This window comes from Halobacillus sp. A5, from assembly GCF_024189315.1.
GTDB lineage: Bacteria > Bacillota > Bacilli > Bacillales > Halobacillaceae > Halobacillus_A.
Window position 1 is genome coordinate 1,422,202 of sequence record NZ_JAIZEO010000001.1, and the last position, 18,893, is coordinate 1,441,094.

Here is an 18,893-nt window from a genome sequence, read left to right on the forward strand (position 1 = left end):
ATTCTTTTTAGTTAGGATTCCCCTTATGATCAGGTTTTCCCTTATGGTCATTTTTATTGGAATTTTTATTCTTTTGAGAAGGGTGGTCTTTGTCTTTTTCCTTATTACCGCGGTCTTCGCTTCTAGCAGCATCTTTTTCCCTGGATTTATCACTATTATTCTCAGATGGTTTTTCAGTGTCGTTTTTTGACTTCTTCTTTTCGAAATTCTGCTGGCCAGCAGAATTTCCTCCTTTTGCATCTCCATTTTTCCCTTTTTCATTAGACGGGTGATCTGGCTCTTTCTCCCTGTGTGGAGTAGAATTTTCTACTTCTTTTTCCCCTTTATCCTGATTAGGAACTGGATGAATTTCCTGCTGGTCAGGCTTACTCCTATTGAATTTTTGATGAGGCAGCATCAATTCTTCTTCAACAGGTTCCTCATTTGAGCTTCCAGGTTCCTTATCATTATCCGATGATTTATTTTCTTCATAAAAAGATTGTATAATTGCCAGGTCATCATCTTCAATAGATTCGCCTTCCTGCTCTTCTGATTCCTCTGCATCCTCACCTATGGACTCAGCCATCAGCTCATTCACGGAAGTTTCTTCGTCCTCAGCCTGCTTTCTCACTTTGTTGGGAACGTTATAGGAGGCTAACATAAGACCTTCCATTTCATCATGCAGATAATTCTCAATTTCACTAGAAAAATCAGAGTCTTTATCCTTTAAATAGCTGACTCCAATTAATACTTCCTGATCCCTGTTCATATACCCTTGCTGTTGACTTAGAGAAATCATTTGCAGGGCTACTTCAGAAGCGGGCTGCTTCTTCCAATCTGTCATCCGGGTAATCATCTCTTCTGCTTCATCATTTAAAGGATTTAACTTTAACACCTTCATTTTTCCATTAACTTCCATCTCGACACTAGGATTAATATCAACGTTTACAAAGGCATAAGCTTTGTTATCCTCATGCCAGAAATATGCCGGAAATAGAGTTAATAATATGGCCATGGCTACAGCAGCAAGCTTCATCCGATGCACGAGGAAGAGGTCTTTCATACTTGAGTCTTTAAAGGACTGAAAATGAACTTCCATTCCAACGTTAGCTCGTTTTAAGCGTTTGGCTTTATGAAAGGTTCCATCATCAACCATAACGATGGTGAATTTTTTGTTCTGCTCCATTACAATACCTTTCCTCACATACCCACACCCTTTAGATATTCTCTTAGATATACGTAATCCCCAGCTAGAATAATAACCATGGCAATGATGAATTTACGATTCCGCTCTAAAGTTTTTTTGCTGACCTCTACTTTGCAAACTAAATCCTTCATTGGCAGTCTGCCTTTAAGAAGGACCTGTTCACGCAGCAGTTCATCATTATAAACAATACGAGCAACCTGAATTGCGGATTCTCTTGCATCTATGTGCTTTGGGGAAGATTCTGTTAGTTCTTCGAAGGTCAGTCCATACTTTTGCAGCTGGGTTTGAAATTCGACGATTTCTTCCCTCCGGTACCAGGCTTCAGTTTCCAGTGCGAAACGGTCTTTCGCTGCTTTTATTTCAGAAGGATTCTCCATCTGTTCATCATCAACGTATTCTTCGTCCAGTGACATCATTTTAGGACGTTTCTGTTCATTGCGAATATAATCGATTACTTTACGCTTAATCACAAGCTTCGCAAATGACAGAAACGAGCTTCCTTTATCATAGGAATACGCATGAATCGCTTCATTAAAAGCCAGTAAGCCAACACTGAATTCGTCATCCTTAGCTGGGTCTATATATCTTTTACATACTTCAGAAACACTTTTGGCGATAAAAGGTTGATACTGTTGCAGAATTTCATTTTTGGCATCGTCGTCTCCCTCTTTTGCTGCTGCTACACGTTCATCAAGGGAGGTGTCTTTCTTTCTTAACAGGCGCATGATCAACCTTCACCACCTCCAGCCACTCATACGATTTCGTATGAGCACTCTTTTATTTGGGCGTTTCTTTAAAAATAATTTCAATTAGATTACATTTTTGTATCAACCATTAAAACTGAAGTAATTTTTACTAATCTTATAAATAGGTATGTTTTTGGTATTTAATCGAGCAAGACAATTTTACTTAATATTCGACGAAAATTCCACCACACTCGATTTACAGTTTGTTAAATAATCATTTCAAAAAACAGGGCAAATGTCACACTAATTTTCATTAAGAATATATGCCCCGAACTAACGACTTCTAACTAGTACTTTATACCCCATTCGAACAAAGTTCCATACCTCTGCGTTTAAATTTTCTCATATAGGTTATACCCTCATTAGCGGTATATTGGGAGGTGAGAGTATGAAAGCTCTGTTGTTAAACTGCAGCTTGGAAAAAGGGCATAAAGAAACAGACACCGAACAATTACTTGATCGATCTGCATTAAATTTTCAAAAAGAAAAAGTAGATGTAGAGCGAATACACCTGCGTGATTTTCACATTGCATTTGGGGTCACGAGTAACTTAAATGGAAATGATGAATGGCCATTCGTATTTAATAAAATTTGTGAAGCGGATATTGTTTTATTAGCCACTCCCGTTACATTAGGTGAAAAAAGCAGTGTCGCAACACTAATTATTGAACGCCTTGAAGGTTATCACAATATGAAGAACAAAAAAGGACAGCACCTGTTTTACAATAAGGTGGGAGGCATAATCGCTGTTGATGGAGGTGACGGCGGCGCCAGGGTGGCCGTTCAGTCCATTATGTACAGCTTCTCGATGCTCGGGTTCAGCATCCCCCCTCATGCCGGCACGATTTGCGGTGAATCGCTTCTTAATGAATCAGGCGTCCTGTCAGCTGAAGACAATATATTTCAAATGACCTCTAATTTAATTAACTTCGCTGAAATCTTAACCTTTCATCCTATCCCTGTAGTAAAAGAATAAATTGATCCCCCGCCTTTGTCTTTAAGGCAGGGGATTTTCACTTTCTTCGTAATAGTAGTCAATAGGGACAGCCAGACCCACTCTGCCAAAGTCATCATTTCTGGAAGTGGCAAAAACAACAGCTGTTACTTCCCCATCTGCATTAATCACCGGACTCCCGGAATTTCCTCTGTATATAGGGGCGTCCAGCATGAGTACAGGACGGTTCCAATCATCGATTTCAGTATAATCAATAATGTTTCCTTTATTAGCCACCCCGGAAAAGCTTAACGGGTTACCAATAAAAGAAAAGCTTTCATTCGTACTAAATTTCGTTTCAGAAGCCAGCGGCAGGTGAGGAAAGTCTTTGCCTTCTGCTTTTAATACCGCCAAATCTACGCCGGGCATTTCTTCAACAACCTCAGCTTCATGAAGCCCTGTTTCTGGAAAGCTGACGGAGACTCTAGTTTCCTCTTCCACAACATGATGATTAGTCAAAATGAACCCTTCGTCACTAATGGAAAAACCAGTCCCCCTGCTCTCTCCTGCTTTTATCGTAACTACCGAACGCTTATAGTCCGAAATTTCATCATTAGTTGAGAGCTTAGCTGAGGTGACTAAAAAATCAAAAGCAGGAATCGACAGCGTATTAGGCAGAATGGCCGCAGCCATCATAAATGCAATCAGGTAAAAAATCCATTTAGGAAAAGGTCTGGTTTTTTCATTCTTTTCTTTTGCTGCTCTTTCAAGTGCTTTTTTCTTCTCTTCCTGCACGAGAATATACATCTCTTCCTCGTCAATTTCTTCATATAGATCTTTATCAATTATATCTTTTTCTTTTTTGTCACGATCAGTCATTATTCCACCTCGTGAACTAGTGTAGGCATTATCTTAAACAGCCGGCTGCTTTAAAGTACCTTGCTGCATCTTATACATTTGGTGATACTTACCGCCTTCTTCAATAAGAGTTTCATGACTGCCTCTTTCTATGATTGTACCACGTTCCAGCACAAATATTTGATCCGCTTGCTTAATTGTTGATAGGCGGTGGGCAATGACTAATGTAGTTCTTCCTTGCTTAAGCACTTCCAACGCTTGTTGAATCAGCTGCTCTGTTTCTGTATCAATATTAGCCGTTGCCTCATCGAGTATTAATATAGCCGGATCGAAAGCAAGTGCTCTTGCAAAAGAAATTAGCTGCCGTTCTCCCATTGACAGAGAGTCGCCGTTTTCACGCAGTGGAGTATCGTATGTTAAAGGCAGTTTATTTATAAAACGATCTGCTCCTACTGCTGTTAGGGACTGGATAGCCATTTCCCGGGAAATGTTTTTATCATTCATTGTCACATTTGAGAGAATCGTGCCAGAGAAAATAAACGGGTCCTGCAATACGATCCCCATATGGCTGCGAATTTGCTGTCTTGACCATTCTGTAATTGAATGATTATCGACAGAAATCGTGCCTTTTTGATGATCATAAAAACGGAATAGAATATTCATTATAGAACTTTTACCCGAACCAGTATGACCAACAAATGCAGCTGTTTCTCCTGGTCTTATGTCAAAAGTCAGGTCATGTAATACGTAATCCTTATCGTTATAGGCGAACGAAACCTGATCAAATTCGATATGACCTTCATAGCGTTTCATTGGGAGGGCGCAAACGTCCTCCCCCGGTTCATTCATTAATTCAAATACTCTTCCTGCTGCGACCCTCGCTTGTTCCAATTGAGGAAGCTGGTTAACGAGATCCGTTACAGGCTGAAATAAACGGTTTAAATAATCGACAAAAGCATACAGCACACCTGCTGTTACAATCCCTTCCGCTCCAATAGTTCCAGATCCGAAATACCAAAGAAAGGCAACAAAGGCCAGGTTTCTTATGACATTTACTAAATTAAATGAAGTAAACGCGCTTAACTTCACTAACTTTCGTGCAAAAGTAAAGTGCCTCTGATTCAGTCGCTCAAAATCTCCGGATACTTGCTTTTCCTGACGGAAGGCTTGAATAATTGACATCCCTTGTATCGCTTCATTAATGTTTCCGTTCATGTCGCTCACTGTTGACCGGACGACTGTATTAAATTTGCCGCCATAATATTTATAGACCCTCATCCATATTAGAATAATGGGAATAACCAGCAAGCAGAGAAGCGCTAATTTAGCATCCAGCAAGAATAAAGCCAAAAGAATGCCTGTCATATAAATTATACTGGATACAAAGGTAGCTAGTACTTTTACATACAGCTCACGAATCGCTTCTGTATCATTTGTAACCCGGGCTACAATCTTTCCTGCCGGCTGATTAACAAAATAACCCATAGGAAGTCTTTGAATATGGCTGAATAAGTCATCTCTCATTTTACGTATAATTCGATTAGACGTCTTTTGCAGAATAAAGGTGTGGACAAACTGAAAACAAGCAGCCACAAGTAATAATCCAATGTATAATGCAAGCAGCCAATATATTGGAGTCTGTTCCGGTTGAAAGAATTGGTACAGCTCATTTATTGATAACTTCTCCCCTTCGACTTCTACCGTTCCCTCAGGGGTATCTATTGTTAAAGTGCCCTGCTCCTCCACACTACGAGTGCCGTATAAGGGGACCTTCTCATCAATAAAATAATAATTTCTGTCAACTTGAAGAATAACGGCTTCTGACTTAGTCTCTGCATTTTCCGTTACACGATCGTCCCGCACATATAGTTTATCATTATAAGGCACTGACCACTTACTTTCCTCTTCCACTTCATGCCAGGTCGTTTCTATTCCTACGATATGTTTATCAATTAAATGCTTGGCTATAAATGGTCCTGTCAGCTCAAGAGCGACGGCTATGATAAGACAGACGAGACCAATTATGATATTTCGTTTAAAGGTAAATGCGTATTGAAATAACTTTTTTTCAGTCGACTGCTTCTTCATTCTGCCCCCTCCTTCAGCTGCTGGTGTTCATATTGCTTCTGATACCAGCCTTTTATTTTCATTAATTCTTCATGTTTTCCTTGTTCAATAATGCGTCCTTCATCCAGAACGATAATGTGGTCCGCATGAGTTACGGCCGATAAGCGGTGGGCCGCAATAATTGTAGTTTTATTTCTTCTCTGTGCCCGCAGATGGCTGATAATAGCTGATTCCGTCTTTCCATCTACTGCAGACATTGCATCATCCAGCAGCAAAATCTCCGGATCCATAATAAATGCCCTCGCAATACTTACACGCTGCTTCTGTCCGCCGGATAATGTTACTCCACTTTCTCCTACAAGGGTATCCAGACCTTTAGGAAGTACTTTAATATCCTCTAAGAAATGGGCAAGCTCAAGCACCCTGTATATTTCTTGGTCTGAGGCGTCCATTCTGCCAAACTGAATATTTTCCCGGATGGTTTTTGAGAAAAGCACTTGATCCTGAGGAACATACCCGATCCAGGCACGGCTTCTGTCTAAGTCCACGTTATTGAGATTGACTCCATTGATCTCAATCGCCCCCTCGACCCCTGCATACTCCCTGAGAAACTGGCGGATAAAAGTTGTCTTCCCTGCTCCCGTTTTACCCACAACGCCCAATGTCTCCCCCTGGTTGATCCTAAGTGTGATTCTTTTTAAAGATGCTTCCTTTATCTGTGGGTAAGTAAAAGTTACATCTTTAAAATTAATAGTTCGAGGATTATCCACGTGTATAGGGTTGCCCGGCGGGACAACTTCAGGGGACTGGCTCAGCGTTTCATTCACGCGGTCAAGCGAAGCATTGCCCCGCTGCATTACATTTATAAGCTCGCCTACAGCAAACATAGGCCAGATCAGCATACCTAAATATACATTAAAGGAGACCATCTCCCCTAAAGTAATCACATTCTGAAAGACGAGTGAAGAGCCGTAGCCAAGGCCAATCGTATAAGCAATCCCTACTAAAATCGTGATGGTCGGTTCGAACATAGCATCAATCTTAGCCACTGCTACATTTTTTTCATAAACATCACTGGTCATCTCTTGAAAAGCCTGCTCATCATTTCTTTCCTGGACGAATGCACGAATCACCCTAACTCCTCTAACGGATTCAAGAACATTGTTATTTAGGTCTCCAAATGCCTCCTGAGCTTCCATGAAGCGGGAGTGAATAGCCTTACCATACCTGTTCATGACGATGGCCATAACAGGTAGTGGAAGCAAAGCAGCCAGGGTAAGTTTAAAACTGATTGTAAAACCCATCATTAATATAATTAAAATCATAAATATGGTAGAGTCCACCAGGGTTAATATACCAAATCCCGACGTCATCATAACTGCTTTTAGATCATTGGTGGAACGAGCCATTAAATCTCCAACTTTATTCGATTGGAAAAACCGCGGCGTCATTCTTAAGAAATGATTCATTAACCGTTCCCGCATCGTTCGTTCTAATGTTGCTGCCCCGCTGAATAATGTGTAGTCCCATAGATATGACAGCGTATAGCTGAGTATGATGATCACTCCGTAAATGAGCAGAAGCTCCACTAATCGTTCCATCGTTAATGTATTAAATTGAATTTCGTCAATCGCTATGCCAACTAATTTGGGAGGTATTAAATCGACGGCACTTACAACAATTAATGCTGTGATTGCAAATGTATACTTCTTCCAATGCTCCTTAAAAAACCAGCCCAGCTTAAATAACACACTAAACATAAAATCACCCTTTCCAACATAACGTCCATGGCTAGCCGCTTTCTTTCCATTCTTCTACCTTTTTCTTATCAGCTTTTTTGTTGTCCATCTTTCTTCCTCCTTATTTCTAATATTTATGTAAAGCGGTAAAAAACCGCTGAACAACTTCTTAAAGTACTCAAAGGCCAGTTTAGATTTCTTTACAGTTGGGGGAAGAGAAACAGTTTGAGAATAACTTTTTCTATTATTTACCAAATCCAAAACAAAAAAGCATACGTACGCGACGTATGCTTTAAAAAGGATATAACAGGTCACGGACATACGTGACCCCTTTTGAAGTTCCAGCTGTTCAAGCCTTTATTACAGGAAACGGAGAGGCCACGAAAATATTAAGTTTATGCGTAGTGCTGTCATTCTCTTATTCATACTCGTGACCTCCTTTACTTAATGATTATTAATTATATAGTTTTCGGAAAATTATTGCAACACTATTTGAATTTATTTACAAGTTAAAGTGTCCTTCACTAATAAAAATGACTAGGGCAAGAAGAGAGACAATGATAAAAATAAACAATATGGAAAGCAGCCTTGAGACGCTGGCTCGCTGGACATCCTTCCAACGAACAGGGCGTATTCCGCTTAATGAGAATATTACAACAGCTGCCAATAATATGGACATAATATTAACTGTAACAAGTAAAAATGCTCCATAAGCTAATTCCCATTCACTGCTGCCCAGCGACATTCCCAGGGCAACTGACGGAGGAAGCAAAGCAACCGATACCATTACACCGACTAAGCTGCCTTCCAGTCGATTTAAAAAAGCTAACGCACCCGCCGCTCCTGAAGCCACCCCCAGAATTATATCAATTAACGTTACTTCCGTACGGCTCAGATATTGACCGGTTTCCAGATGTAAGTCAACCAGGGCAGCGTAAAGAATAGAGATCGTAACTACTACTGTAACGCCAAGCAATGAAGTTAATACAGATTTGCCAAGGGTTTTATAGTCACCAAGTATCGAAGAGAAAGCTACCGCTATCACTGGTCCAATCATAGGCGCAATGACCATAGCCCCTATAACTACAGCTTCACTATCCTTCAAAAAACCTGTAGTTGCCACGATAGCTGACAAAAGGATTAAAAGAAAATAGTTCCATGTAACCTTACTGTTTTTATCAATTGTAATTAACAGTTCCTGTCGACTGGCTCGCTGCAGTTTTGCTTTTTGCTTTTTGCTTTTCATCTTCTTCCTGCGTCGTTATTGTATCCTTGGAAAAATAAGCTCTCACCGGGATAAGCACTGTCTCAAATCCTTCAGTTCGTCGGGAAACTCCTTCTAATTCATTTAATAAGTCCTCCACATTTCCTTTTTTTGAGAGAATCCGAAATAAAGTGCGTCCATCACTTTGTTGATCAAACCAGTACGTTTCATAGGAGAATTGATTGAGCTTTTGAGTGAACGTGTCGATATTACCAGGCGGAACATAAACTTCTATCAGCTGAAGACTCATTATGAAGCCCTCTCTCCTCAGTCTTTATTATTAGTTCATCATCAACGAAAATAATATTTGTATTTATGGTAACCATAAATGAAAATGATATGTTAAAGGAGAAGGATTATAGTGGCTCAAAGGTTAACTGCAAATGAGATCGGAACCCTGTGGACACAAAATTCGCAAGCAAGTATGTCCGTGCAGATTCTAAGATACTTTATAGAAACTGTGGAAGATGAAGAAATTAAAAGGGTTATTGAGCAGGCGTTGAATGTATCGATACAGGCTCAAGAACAGACAAATCAGCTTATGCAGGCATACAGTATTCCTGTTCCTGTCGGCTTTACAGATCAGGACGTGGATATAACAGCACCTAAACTGTTTTCCGATTCACTTATGCTGCAATTCATAGAAAATATGGGGAAGGCTGGGCTGCTGTCTTATAGCGTTTCATTAGCATCGTGCTCAAACAAGGAAGTAAGAACATTGTTTAATGAATTGTTAAATGAAACGTCTCAATTTTTCAATATTAGTTTAGACACTGCTCTTTCAAATGGCAGCTTCCTAAGTCCTCCTCAAATTGAAATCAATCAGGATATAGAGTTTGTTCAAAGTATAAAATATTTCAGCCCTTTTCATAAAAGAACTGTAAACACTATAGAAACGACACACTTATTTGAAAATATAAAAAGTAATACAGTGGGTGAATTACTGTGTACAGGATTTGCTCAGACGACGAAGTGCAATAAGGTGAAGAAATTTATGACTGAAGGAAGAGACATCTCAAAAAAACATATTCAGACGTTCACTAAAATTTTTAATGAATCTGACATTCACCCCCCGATGAGTGCGTCTTACTACGTTACACAATCAACTACTCCTGTCTTTTCCGATAAGATGCTCGTCTATTTTATTAGTGTTTTAACGAATACAGGGCAAGGCAATTATTCTATAGCCTCTTCTGCAAGCCTCCGATATGATTTAGTGCTGCTTTATCAGAAGCTCTCAGTCGAAATCGGTCTGTATGCCAAGAAAGGGCTGGATCTTATGATCTATAAAAACTGGCTGGAAGAGCCGCCTCAACTCGTAGATCGAGATAAATTAATTGACTGCAGCAAAGGATAAAGCGGAATGAAGCATTCAAGGCTGGAAGTCGTCTGCTGGAGTATTGCTTTTCCCGGTTTTGGACAGCTGCTTAACCAGCAGCTGCTAAAAGGGATTTTTTTCATTCTGCTTGAAGTTGTAATTAACCTTTACAGCAGCTTTAATATGGCTATTCTGTTCAGCTTTAGAGGGGAGATCGCTCAATCAATTGAAGCTGCGGATTATCAGTGGCTTATGTTCTATCCTTGTGTGTACATGTTTGCGGTATGGGATGCATATAAGAATGCGGATGATGAAGTACCCAGACTATCATTTCTACCCTTCTTTTGTTCGGCACTCACGGTTACGATCGGACTAATCTATTCCGCCGACAACGTGTTCGGCTTTCTCATCGGCCCCATATGGCTGCCCATCCTTTGCGTTATTCCCGGGACAGCCCTTGGCTTATTGCTTCGATCCATCCTCTTAAGAATATAAAGACGAACCCTCCTTCATAGGAAGGGTTCGTCTTTTTTTAGAGCGATATTCCGGTTCCGGTTATTTTCACCTCTACATCAACGTTCACAGGAACTTCAGGATACTGTTCCTCCCATTTTTCTTTGTCAAAATTCCGGCGCCTATTTTTCAATATATTCCCAAGTCCCAGTGGATCTGTTTGGTCCTCTTGAAACTTCGCAATCATCTTGTCTGCACTCGCCTTTAAATGATTTTTAAATTCGGTTTCTAAATCATTCACTAAGCCGGGAGTTTGGGTGCTTTCTAATTCCTGTTCTTTCATTTCATTAATAAAACCAGTTACTTTAACCTTAATATCAAATTCGGGAATGTCCTTACTATTATCTACTTCATATTTTAAGTTTGAATCTGTTATTTCCATGCCTACACTACCCATTTCAGGACTCAGTGGTAAAGCCCCCTCCTTCACCTCTTCTAACAAAAGTTTCAGAGTGAGCACATCTTCATCAGTAACTACGGAAACCATTTTCCCCCCGTCAAATAAAGCGACCCCAGAGATCTGAATATGGCTGTTCCTTTTTTTGATATAAGGAAGGAAGCCGTCCAGACCTTCTGCATAATAGGCATATAAGAAATGGTGAAGGTTTGTTTTCGGAAAGTTTCGCTGCATATTATTTTCCATAATGCCTTTCACGTACTTTGCTGTAGTTTCGTTTTGGTTGTACTTTCCTTCAATCAATTCCTGAACTTCTCCATCCACTACCCCAAGATATATATTTCTTCCGACTCTTGGATCACGGCTGAGGACATCTAAAAACTCATCAATTCCACTCTCCGCCAGTTTTTGATTATAAAGTGTAACTGCTAGTTTCCCCATGGATAATGGCTTTGAAGACTCTTTTTCGACTTGCTGACTGAAATCCTTTAATGATTCTGCGTTTACGGTCAGATTGAGTTCTTCTACTGTTCTTACTTCTTCTTCGCCATATTGAGGAATCCCCACTGTTCCTTTTAGTACATCTTTCTCTACATAATCATACCCAAGTATTTGGACAATAGCCCGATCTTCTACGCTGTATATTTGCTGACACCCTGTTAAAAAAATAACTAATAACACGCAAATCCATTTACGATTCATGTTGATTCCTCACTTTATAGAAAACCTTGGTTATTACAAACAACAGCGGAATGTAAAGAAGCACATAAAACCCAACCTGACTGGTAAAGGTATTGATTTTCTCAACAATTTCACGATCATCCAGAAACAGAGTCAATATATATAGAATTGCACAGTAAACCACTATCATAAGCTTCTGGTTGGCGTTAAATAACCGTTTAGGGATTCGGCTTGCGCCCCACATAGCTAAACAAATATTAGGAACAATCACATACACCCAGAGTGCTATACCGATATACTCAAACCGTTCAATGAAAGGAAACTCAACAATTTTCCAAAGGGAAATCGTTCCCCACGTTACATGCTCAAGCTGTTCTTCGCTATAGTAAATAAATGCTACAAGTGCGGTAGCTAAATAGATCAGCACGGTAAAAAAAACACCAAAGTGCGCCCACTTTACTGATCTCTGAGGATGCTTGATAAAAGGATAAAACACAAACAGCAGCTCTATTCCTAAAAAGCTTAATATAGTGGCCTTAGCAGATTTTAATAAGTCAGTCAGGCTGTGCTCGATCGCAGGGTACAAATAATTCACACTACCAACGTCTATTGGAAAGAACTTTAGTAGAAGCAGAGGCAGCGTTAATATAACGCTGATCATGCAAAACCCTGTAACTAAACGAAACCCACCGATAACCAGATAATAAATAAGCATTAAAAAGACCAATGTAAAGAATTCAATCCGGATACTTGGAAAAATCCACACTTGAATGACTTCTAAAAATGTACGGAGCACTGTTAATGCCAGCAATAGAAAATAGATACTTAAGATCAGGCTGAAAAACCCTCCGATATACTTGCCAAATACATCTCTATGAATCGAGACAATGTCTCCCCCGCTGTCTCTAAGAATGTTATAGAGCATCCAAAGTAGAAGATGAATAAACACACCGGCCATTATGATAGAAATCCAGGAATCAAACCCGGAATGCTCAGCAATATAACCTTCAAATCCTAGTATTCCAACCCCTACCTGCATGGAGTGGATGATGAAGAAGACAAACATAGGAGTGACGAGAAACTGTTCAGGAATTTGCACACCTTGTTTCCCGGAAATCTTATTCATCCACATCCCTCTTCTCTGAAGCTCGTCTGACGTTAAACCGAACAGGGTCTACCGGCCGGGTCTGTAACGGCCTTTCCGACTGTTTATTAAAAGGCAGCCGTATAAAAGCATCTCTTAAATCCCGGAACCGCAGCGGGTAAAGAGGCGCAAAGAAAGGACGCCCGATTGACTTTAATTTGATCAAATGGCCTACGTAAAAAACCATCACCATAGATACCCCGATTAATCCCCATAACTGGGCCCCCATCAAAAATGGAAATCTAATGAGTCTTATCGTATTACCTATTTGGTAAACCGGCGTTGTAAATGACGCCAGTGCTGCCAGCGCCACAATAATCAAAAGGACGTTACTCGTCAGCCCTGCATCCACCGCGGCTGTTCCAATGACAATTCCACCTACAATACCTATTGTCTGACCGATTTTGGTCGGAAGCCTTGCCCCCGCCTCCCTTAACAGTTCAATGGTTAATTCCAGTATCACTACTTCTAAAATAGGAGGAAACGGAATGTCAGCTCTCGAGGAAACAATGGTCGACATCAGTTCTTCCGGGATCATTTCGTGGTGATAAGTCAAAATCGCTACGTACAATGATGTACTTAAGACAGAAAAAAATACGGCAAACAACCGAATCAGCCGGAAAACACTTGCTAAAGGCCACGGCAGAAAATAGTCATCAGAAGAAGAAAAGAATTCCACAATAGTGGTGGGACAGGTCAGTACATGAGGAGAACCATCGACAATAATGACAATTTTCCCTTCAACAATTACTTCTACTGCTCTGTCCGGTCTCTCTGTGTCTAGCAACTGAGGAAAAGGAGAAGTGGAATTGTCTGCTATCATTTGAGTAATAAAGGAACTATCAATGATTTGATCGTATTCAATATCTTCTAACCGCTGAAGCACCGTAGTTACATTATCAGGATCTGCAATTCCATCTATGTACACTATGCCTACTCTGGTTTTAGTAATTTTTCCAATTGAAACTTCTTTCAAGGTCAGCTGCGGCAGCGTCAGTCTTTTACGCATCAGATTCATGTTTTTATCTAGTGATTCCACAAAGGCTTCTTTTGGACCTACAACACTAAACTCAACTTCTGGAATGGATACTTCTCTTCCTTCTACAGTTATAGCCGGCAACAGCAATACATCGGGAGCATTCTCTCTTAGTTGTATGCTTATATACCCTTTCATCATTTTTTCTTGAACTACCGCTGGATCTTTTGTGATCTCTGTGGCTTCTACTGGAAGTTTATTCTTTAACTCTGCAAGTGTATATACTTCATATTTTGTGAGAATAGGCAGGATTGATTGATTTAGCAGCTTAGGCTCGCACATTGTCTTAAGATAAGAAACGATATAATGGCTCGATCCGGCAGAATATGATTTAAAATCATTTGATTTTGCTAAAGTATTAAAAAGGGAGTCAATCGTTTGTTCTGTATGAGTTTTCAACTCCTTTTCTTTTTTGGCTTCCTCTCGACCGCGCTTCCTTTTCCACATGAGATATCTCCTTAACCCAAATTTATCATTTCATATCCGTTCTGATTTATTGTTCACCACTGCTAGTATTTTATGCGATTTTGGCAAGACTATGGACGAGGAGGAATTGCTGTGATTTACGCCTATATTATTCCATTGTTTTTTTTGCTCTGCTTCTTTTTAGCTATTGTTTTCTTAGTTGAATGGCTGGCAAAGTTCATATTAGTTGCTTTCTTGCTCTTAATCGTTTTTCTGCCATTTCTTCTTATCTATAAAGAAGAAGTACGGGATGTTGACCCAGTTACACAAAAAGAAAAAAAATAAAATACCGCCCTCTTGCGGGGACGGTATTTGTTTCAAAGTTGATCAGGATCTGAGCCAACTCTTCGATTTCGATTCAGTTTATTTATTAACCTCATCTCCTGTTCAGAAAGAGTGAAATTGAAAATATCTGCATTTTCCTGCTGCCTGCCGGTGTGTGTGGATTTAGGGATCGTCACAATGCCGTGCTGCAAATCCCACCTTAAAATAATTTGGGCAGTAGACTTTCCATATTTTTCACCGATTTTCTTGAGAACAGGATGGTCTAAGTACCTTGCCCTCGCTAATGGCGACCAGGCTTCCAGCTGAATATTACGATCACTGCAATAGCGGTGCAAATCTTTCAAGTATAATTGAGGATGAAATTCTACTTGATTAACCATAGGAAAGATTTCTGCTACGTCCAGCAGATCATCCAGGTGATGCTCAAGAAAATTACTGACTCCGATCGCACGTACGCGCCCCTCTTTATATAGCTTTTCCATCGCCTTCCATGTTTCTTTAAATCGTCCCGGTACCGGCCAGTGAATGAGATACAAATCTACATACTCCATTCCCAACTGTTCGAGGCTCCTGTGGAAAGCATCAATCGCTTTCTCATACCCGTGTTCATCATTCCATATCTTTGTTGTAATAAATAATTCATCTCTTTTAATACCGCTGTCATTGACCGCTTGTCCTACCCCTGCTTCGTTACCATAGAATGAAGCTGTATCAATATGCCGATAACCTATGTCTAATGCTGATTGAACGGTCTGATAAACTTCTTCACCGCTGTTCACTTTGTAGACACCTAATCCCAGTTGAGGAATATCCACTCCATTTGATAATTTGATGGTCGTTGTTAAACTCACTTTTATCCGCCTTTCTCTTCCTTAGATCTATTTTTACCTCTTCCCCCGCTGTCCCCAACTTAAACCAGCCTGCACGTGAGAACATATCAACATATAGAGCAAAAGCGCAAGCGCACTGGGAGACACGAAATGCATAAGCAAAACCGCCGAAGGAAGGTGGGCTTCCCTTCCATAGGACGGATTGCTTATGCCGCGAGTGTCTGGGCGCTGGAGCTGGATGTGGCTCTATGAAAATGATCCACAGTTTGGAATTTTATAATTTCCTAGTGGACAAACAAAAAAAGAACCCGCTTATCTTCAGTCAGGTTCTTCACAAATGAGGTTTATTTTCTATGTATTTTGGCAGACGGCTCTCTATAAATAAATAAGATATAATTCTCAATAAGACAGGATATAGTGCCAGCACCCCTAGAAGATCTCCAATGAAATTAAGCGTGTCTGTCGTAAGCATCCATACCGACAGCCCTAACATCAATACCACTGTAATCAAGCCGACCCTGCCGTTGATGGGCGTCCAACTACCTGCTACTGTGCTTGTATCCTCTTCTAATAACTGAAAACAACGAAAATGATATGGCCGTACCCGAAACCAATTCGAGGCTGTAACCAGCTCATCCCGATCCCTGACTTCTTTGTAGCAATAACGACATACCTTTGTACTCATCGCACCTACCCCTGATCGTTATATTTTTTTGTTAATACCCGTCATCCGTATTTCTATTATATCTTAATTCATTCATTATGCGTAGCATGAAATAAGTTTCTCTGGCGGTTAAATGAGGGTAAGAACTAAAGACCTCCGTCCAAATAAATACTTCATACAACAAAAAACAAACCGCCGCTGCGACTTTATCGCAGCGGCGGTTATCTTATTTTTCAGATTGTTGAATGAGGTCGATCACTTGCTGCTTCGTTTTTCTATTTTCATAGGAGGTCATATTCTCCAGCAGCTTTGTTTTCTCTTCCATCAGCTGTTTAACCTTCTTGAGCAATGCTGTCGAATCTAGTTCTTCTTCTTCCAGCTTTAACGCGTATCCCTGCTTGACGAATGAATCCGCGTTTAAAATCTGATCGCCCCTGCTTGCCTGTCGCGACAATGGAATGAGCAGCATCGGCTTCCGTAAGGCCAGAAATTCAAAAATGGCATTAGAACCGGCTCTTGAGATGATATAGTCACAGGCAGCAAACAAATCTTTCAACTCTTCATTTACATACTCAAATTGGGCATAGCCTGTACGATTTATAGAGTCATCTTTGTGTCCTTTTCCACACAAGTGGACAATCTGCACTTCCTGCAGAAGTTCATCCAAATTCCCGCGAATGGAATCATTAATTTTTTTCGAACCTGTACTGCCGCCCATGACTAATATTACAGGCTTAGTACTTGAGAATCCGCAAAATCTGAGGCCGGCACTGCGATCTCCTTCAAAAAGCTCTTCACGGACAACGGCCCCTATATATTTACCTTTCGTCTCTGGAAGGTACTTCATCGTTTCAGGAAAAGTGGCCAGCACCTTCTCAGCAAAAGGAAAAGAAAGTTTATTCGCAAGGCCCGGTGTATAATCAGATTCATGAATAATTGCCGGCACCTTCTTAAGCTTAGCTGCTGCTACAACCGGTACAGAGACAAACCCGCCCTTTGAAAAAACAACTTGAGGCTTCCTTTTGTTAATAATGCGAAGCGATTGATAAAGTCCTTTTAAAACCTTGAAAGGGTCTTTGAAGTTTTCTTTCGACATATACCGTCTCAGCTTGCCGGTGGATATGCCATGATAGGTGACATCATTTAAAGATTCAATCAAATTTCTTTCAATTCCTTCATACGAACCAATATAATCTATTTGATAACCCTGTTTTTGAAATTCAGGAATAAGAGCAAGGTTGACGATAACATGGCCTGCTGTTCCGCCTCCTGTAAATAAAATGCGTTTTTGATTCAAAATCTTCAACGTCCTTTCTAAATATGCGCTTGATTAAGCTTAGTATCCTGCTAAGGGAATTGTATCAAAAAGGAGAACACTTATGTACGAAACAAAAACATTACGCGAAAAAATTAAACTGCTTATCGTTATTTTAGTCCCGATTTTAATCACTCAAATCGGCATGTACCTAATGAACTTTTTTGATACGATAATGGCCGGACAGGCAGGACCTGATCAATTAGCTGGTGTAGCGATCGGCTCTAACTTGTGGCTTCCTGTCTTTACCGGCCTAAATGGAATTATGATGGCCATCTCTCCTATTGTGGCTCAATTAAAAGGGGCCAGGCAGGAAAGCGAAATCTCTTCTGCAGTGAAGCAAGGGGTTTACTTATCTATTGCTATAGCAATCATGATCGGCCTTATTGGCTTTCTGCTTCTGGATCCCGTACTTTCATTGTTTACCCTTGAAGAAGAAGTCCGTTATGTCGCAAAATACTACTTAATCACTTTAGGAATCGGAATTCTCCCCTTGTTTGTATTTAACCTGTTACGGTCTTTTATAGATGCCCTTGGACAGACGAAAATCTCTATGGGCATTATTTTGATGACACTACCTGCCAATATCCTTTTTAACTACATATTTATATTCGGTAAATGGGGTGCCCCCGCTTTGGGAGGAATTGGTGCCGGCCTGGCTACAGCTCTTACCTACTGGACGGCCTGTGTCATAATTATAGGGGTCATACACAAAATGTACCCACTGCGTGTATATGGGATTTTTTCTAACTGGATCACGCCTTCAATAAAAAGCTGGTATGAACAGCTGCGTATCGGGATCCCGATTGGATTCGCTATTTTCTTTGAAACTAGTATATTCGCAGCGGTTACTTTTTTTATGACGGCTTACGATACTTATACAATCGCTGCTCACCAGGCTGCCATTAACTTTGCATCACTCGTTTATATGATGCCGTTAAGTATAGCTTTTGCTCTGACAATTGCTGTAGGATTTGAAGTCGGAGCAAATCGTTTAAACGCAGCGCGGACTTACTCCTATTTAGGAATTTCCCTGTCAGCAGGGACGTCAGTGTTAGCGGGAGTGATTCTCTTTGTTTTCGATGACACGGTGGCGCGGTTATACAGTTCGAACGAAGAAGTCATTGAATTAACGAAAGCGTTTATTTTTTACGCTATTTTCTTTCAGCTGTCCGATGGCTTTGGTGCACCGCTCCAGGGCATCCTCCGCGGGTATAAAGATGTTAATATTACGCTGCTGATGGCATTTGTCTCTTACTGGGTGATTGGGCTTCCCAGCGGATATTTAATGGCAAACTATACGCCTCTGGGTCCTTTTGGATATTGGATGAGCCTGATTATAGGTTTAACAGCCGGAGCTGTGACCCTATGGTTTCGATTGCTTCATCTCCAACACAAAAAAGCAAAAGAAGGACAGGCTTTACGAGCGTAGTTAAGATGATCGCCTCATG

At 40.5% G+C, this 18,893-nt stretch carries 18 protein-coding genes; 5 read left to right on the forward strand and 13 right to left on the reverse strand.

Features of this window, described 5'->3' with window-relative positions:
- Window positions 1-7 precede the first annotated feature (7 nt).
- Window positions 8-1,183: an anti-sigma factor domain-containing protein gene (locus LF822_RS07580; RefSeq protein ID WP_253923373.1), complete on the reverse strand. Its 1,176-nt coding sequence runs from the start codon at window positions 1,181-1,183 to the stop codon at window positions 8-10.
- On the reverse strand, window positions 1,180-1,911 hold the full coding sequence (sigI, locus tag LF822_RS07585; protein ID WP_253923374.1) for an RNA polymerase sigma factor SigI: 732 nt from the start codon (window positions 1,909-1,911) through the stop codon (window positions 1,180-1,182). The genes LF822_RS07580 and sigI overlap by 4 nt, the downstream gene beginning before the upstream one ends.
- A gap of 409 nt (window positions 1,912-2,320) precedes the next feature.
- Here sigI and LF822_RS07590 point away from each other — a divergent pair, with 409 nt between their 5' ends.
- Window positions 2,321-2,908: a flavodoxin family protein gene (locus LF822_RS07590; protein ID WP_253923375.1), complete on the forward strand. Its 588-nt coding sequence runs from the start codon at window positions 2,321-2,323 to the stop codon at window positions 2,906-2,908.
- A 21-nt stretch (window positions 2,909-2,929) separates the two neighbouring features.
- On the opposite strand, the gene LF822_RS07595 is transcribed toward LF822_RS07590, so the two are convergent.
- From LF822_RS07595 to LF822_RS07615, 5 genes are all read right to left on the reverse strand, one after another.
- Window positions 2,930-3,745: a S1C family serine protease gene (locus LF822_RS07595; protein WP_253923376.1), complete on the reverse strand. Its 816-nt coding sequence runs from the start codon at window positions 3,743-3,745 to the stop codon at window positions 2,930-2,932.
- A gap of 33 nt (window positions 3,746-3,778) precedes the next feature.
- Window positions 3,779-5,812 carry an ABC transporter ATP-binding protein gene (locus LF822_RS07600; RefSeq protein ID WP_253923377.1) on the reverse strand — a complete coding sequence of 678 codons (2,034 nt, stop codon included), beginning with the start codon at window positions 5,810-5,812 and terminating at the stop codon, window positions 3,779-3,781.
- Window positions 5,809-7,551 (reverse strand): ABC transporter ATP-binding protein, encoded by a 1,743-nt coding sequence (locus LF822_RS07605; protein ID WP_253923378.1) that lies wholly within the window; start codon window positions 7,549-7,551, stop codon window positions 5,809-5,811. Before LF822_RS07605 ends, LF822_RS07600 begins: the two co-directional genes overlap by 4 nt.
- A gap of 481 nt (window positions 7,552-8,032) precedes the next feature.
- Complete coding sequence (locus LF822_RS07610; protein ID WP_253923379.1) at window positions 8,033-8,776, reverse strand: TIGR00341 family protein; 744 nt, start codon at window positions 8,774-8,776, stop codon at window positions 8,033-8,035.
- A complete protein-coding gene (locus tag LF822_RS07615) occupies window positions 8,709-9,044 on the reverse strand; it encodes a hypothetical protein (RefSeq protein ID WP_253923380.1) in 336 nt (111 codons plus the stop codon). Before LF822_RS07615 ends, LF822_RS07610 begins: the two co-directional genes overlap by 68 nt.
- A 111-nt stretch (window positions 9,045-9,155) precedes the next feature.
- On the opposite strand from LF822_RS07615, the gene LF822_RS07620 reads away from it, so the two are divergent.
- Entirely contained in the window at window positions 9,156-10,151 is a 996-nt protein-coding gene (locus LF822_RS07620; protein WP_253923381.1) for a DUF3231 family protein, read from the forward strand.
- A gap of 6 nt (window positions 10,152-10,157) precedes the next feature.
- Window positions 10,158-10,607, forward strand: a complete 450-nt coding sequence (locus LF822_RS07625; protein ID WP_253923382.1) for a hypothetical protein — start codon at window positions 10,158-10,160, stop codon at window positions 10,605-10,607.
- A 37-nt stretch (window positions 10,608-10,644) separates the two neighbouring features.
- Here LF822_RS07625 and LF822_RS07630 read toward each other — a convergent pair whose 3' ends face one another.
- The 3 genes from LF822_RS07630 to LF822_RS07640 are packed head-to-tail and all read right to left on the reverse strand — an operon-like array spanning window position 10,645 to window position 14,330.
- The gene (locus LF822_RS07630) at window positions 10,645-11,724 is read right to left on the reverse strand and encodes a Ger(x)C family spore germination protein (RefSeq protein WP_253923383.1); all 1,080 of its coding nucleotides are present in this window, start codon (window positions 11,722-11,724) and stop codon (window positions 10,645-10,647) included.
- Entirely contained in the window at window positions 11,714-12,829 is a 1,116-nt protein-coding gene (locus tag LF822_RS07635) for a GerAB/ArcD/ProY family transporter (protein WP_253923384.1), read from the reverse strand. Before LF822_RS07635 ends, LF822_RS07630 begins: the two co-directional genes overlap by 11 nt.
- On the reverse strand, window positions 12,822-14,330 hold the full coding sequence (locus LF822_RS07640; RefSeq protein ID WP_253923385.1) for a spore germination protein: 1,509 nt from the start codon (window positions 14,328-14,330) through the stop codon (window positions 12,822-12,824). The genes LF822_RS07635 and LF822_RS07640 overlap by 8 nt, the downstream gene beginning before the upstream one ends.
- Window positions 14,331-14,402: 72 nt before the next feature.
- Between LF822_RS07640 and LF822_RS07645 the strand changes: the two genes are divergently transcribed.
- Complete coding sequence (locus tag LF822_RS07645; RefSeq protein WP_256521655.1) at window positions 14,403-14,633, forward strand: phage holin family protein; 231 nt, start codon at window positions 14,403-14,405, stop codon at window positions 14,631-14,633.
- Window positions 14,634-14,665: 32 nt separating this feature from the next.
- Here LF822_RS07645 and LF822_RS07650 read toward each other — a convergent pair whose 3' ends face one another.
- The 3 genes from LF822_RS07650 to LF822_RS07660 form a co-directional block, all read right to left on the reverse strand.
- On the reverse strand, window positions 14,666-15,484 hold the full coding sequence (locus LF822_RS07650) for an aldo/keto reductase (RefSeq protein ID WP_371925845.1): 819 nt from the start codon (window positions 15,482-15,484) through the stop codon (window positions 14,666-14,668).
- Between the two features lie 310 nt (window positions 15,485-15,794).
- Window positions 15,795-16,148, reverse strand: coding sequence for a hypothetical protein (locus tag LF822_RS07655; protein WP_253923387.1), 354 nt, complete (start codon window positions 16,146-16,148; stop codon window positions 15,795-15,797).
- Between the two features lie 205 nt (window positions 16,149-16,353).
- The gene (locus LF822_RS07660) at window positions 16,354-17,424 is read right to left on the reverse strand and encodes an undecaprenyldiphospho-muramoylpentapeptide beta-N-acetylglucosaminyltransferase (protein WP_253923388.1); all 1,071 of its coding nucleotides are present in this window, start codon (window positions 17,422-17,424) and stop codon (window positions 16,354-16,356) included.
- An 82-nt stretch (window positions 17,425-17,506) separates the two neighbouring features.
- Between LF822_RS07660 and LF822_RS07665 the strand changes: the two genes are divergently transcribed.
- Window positions 17,507-18,874, forward strand: coding sequence for an MATE family efflux transporter (locus LF822_RS07665; protein WP_253923389.1), 1,368 nt, complete (start codon window positions 17,507-17,509; stop codon window positions 18,872-18,874).
- Window positions 18,875-18,893 lie beyond the last annotated feature (19 nt).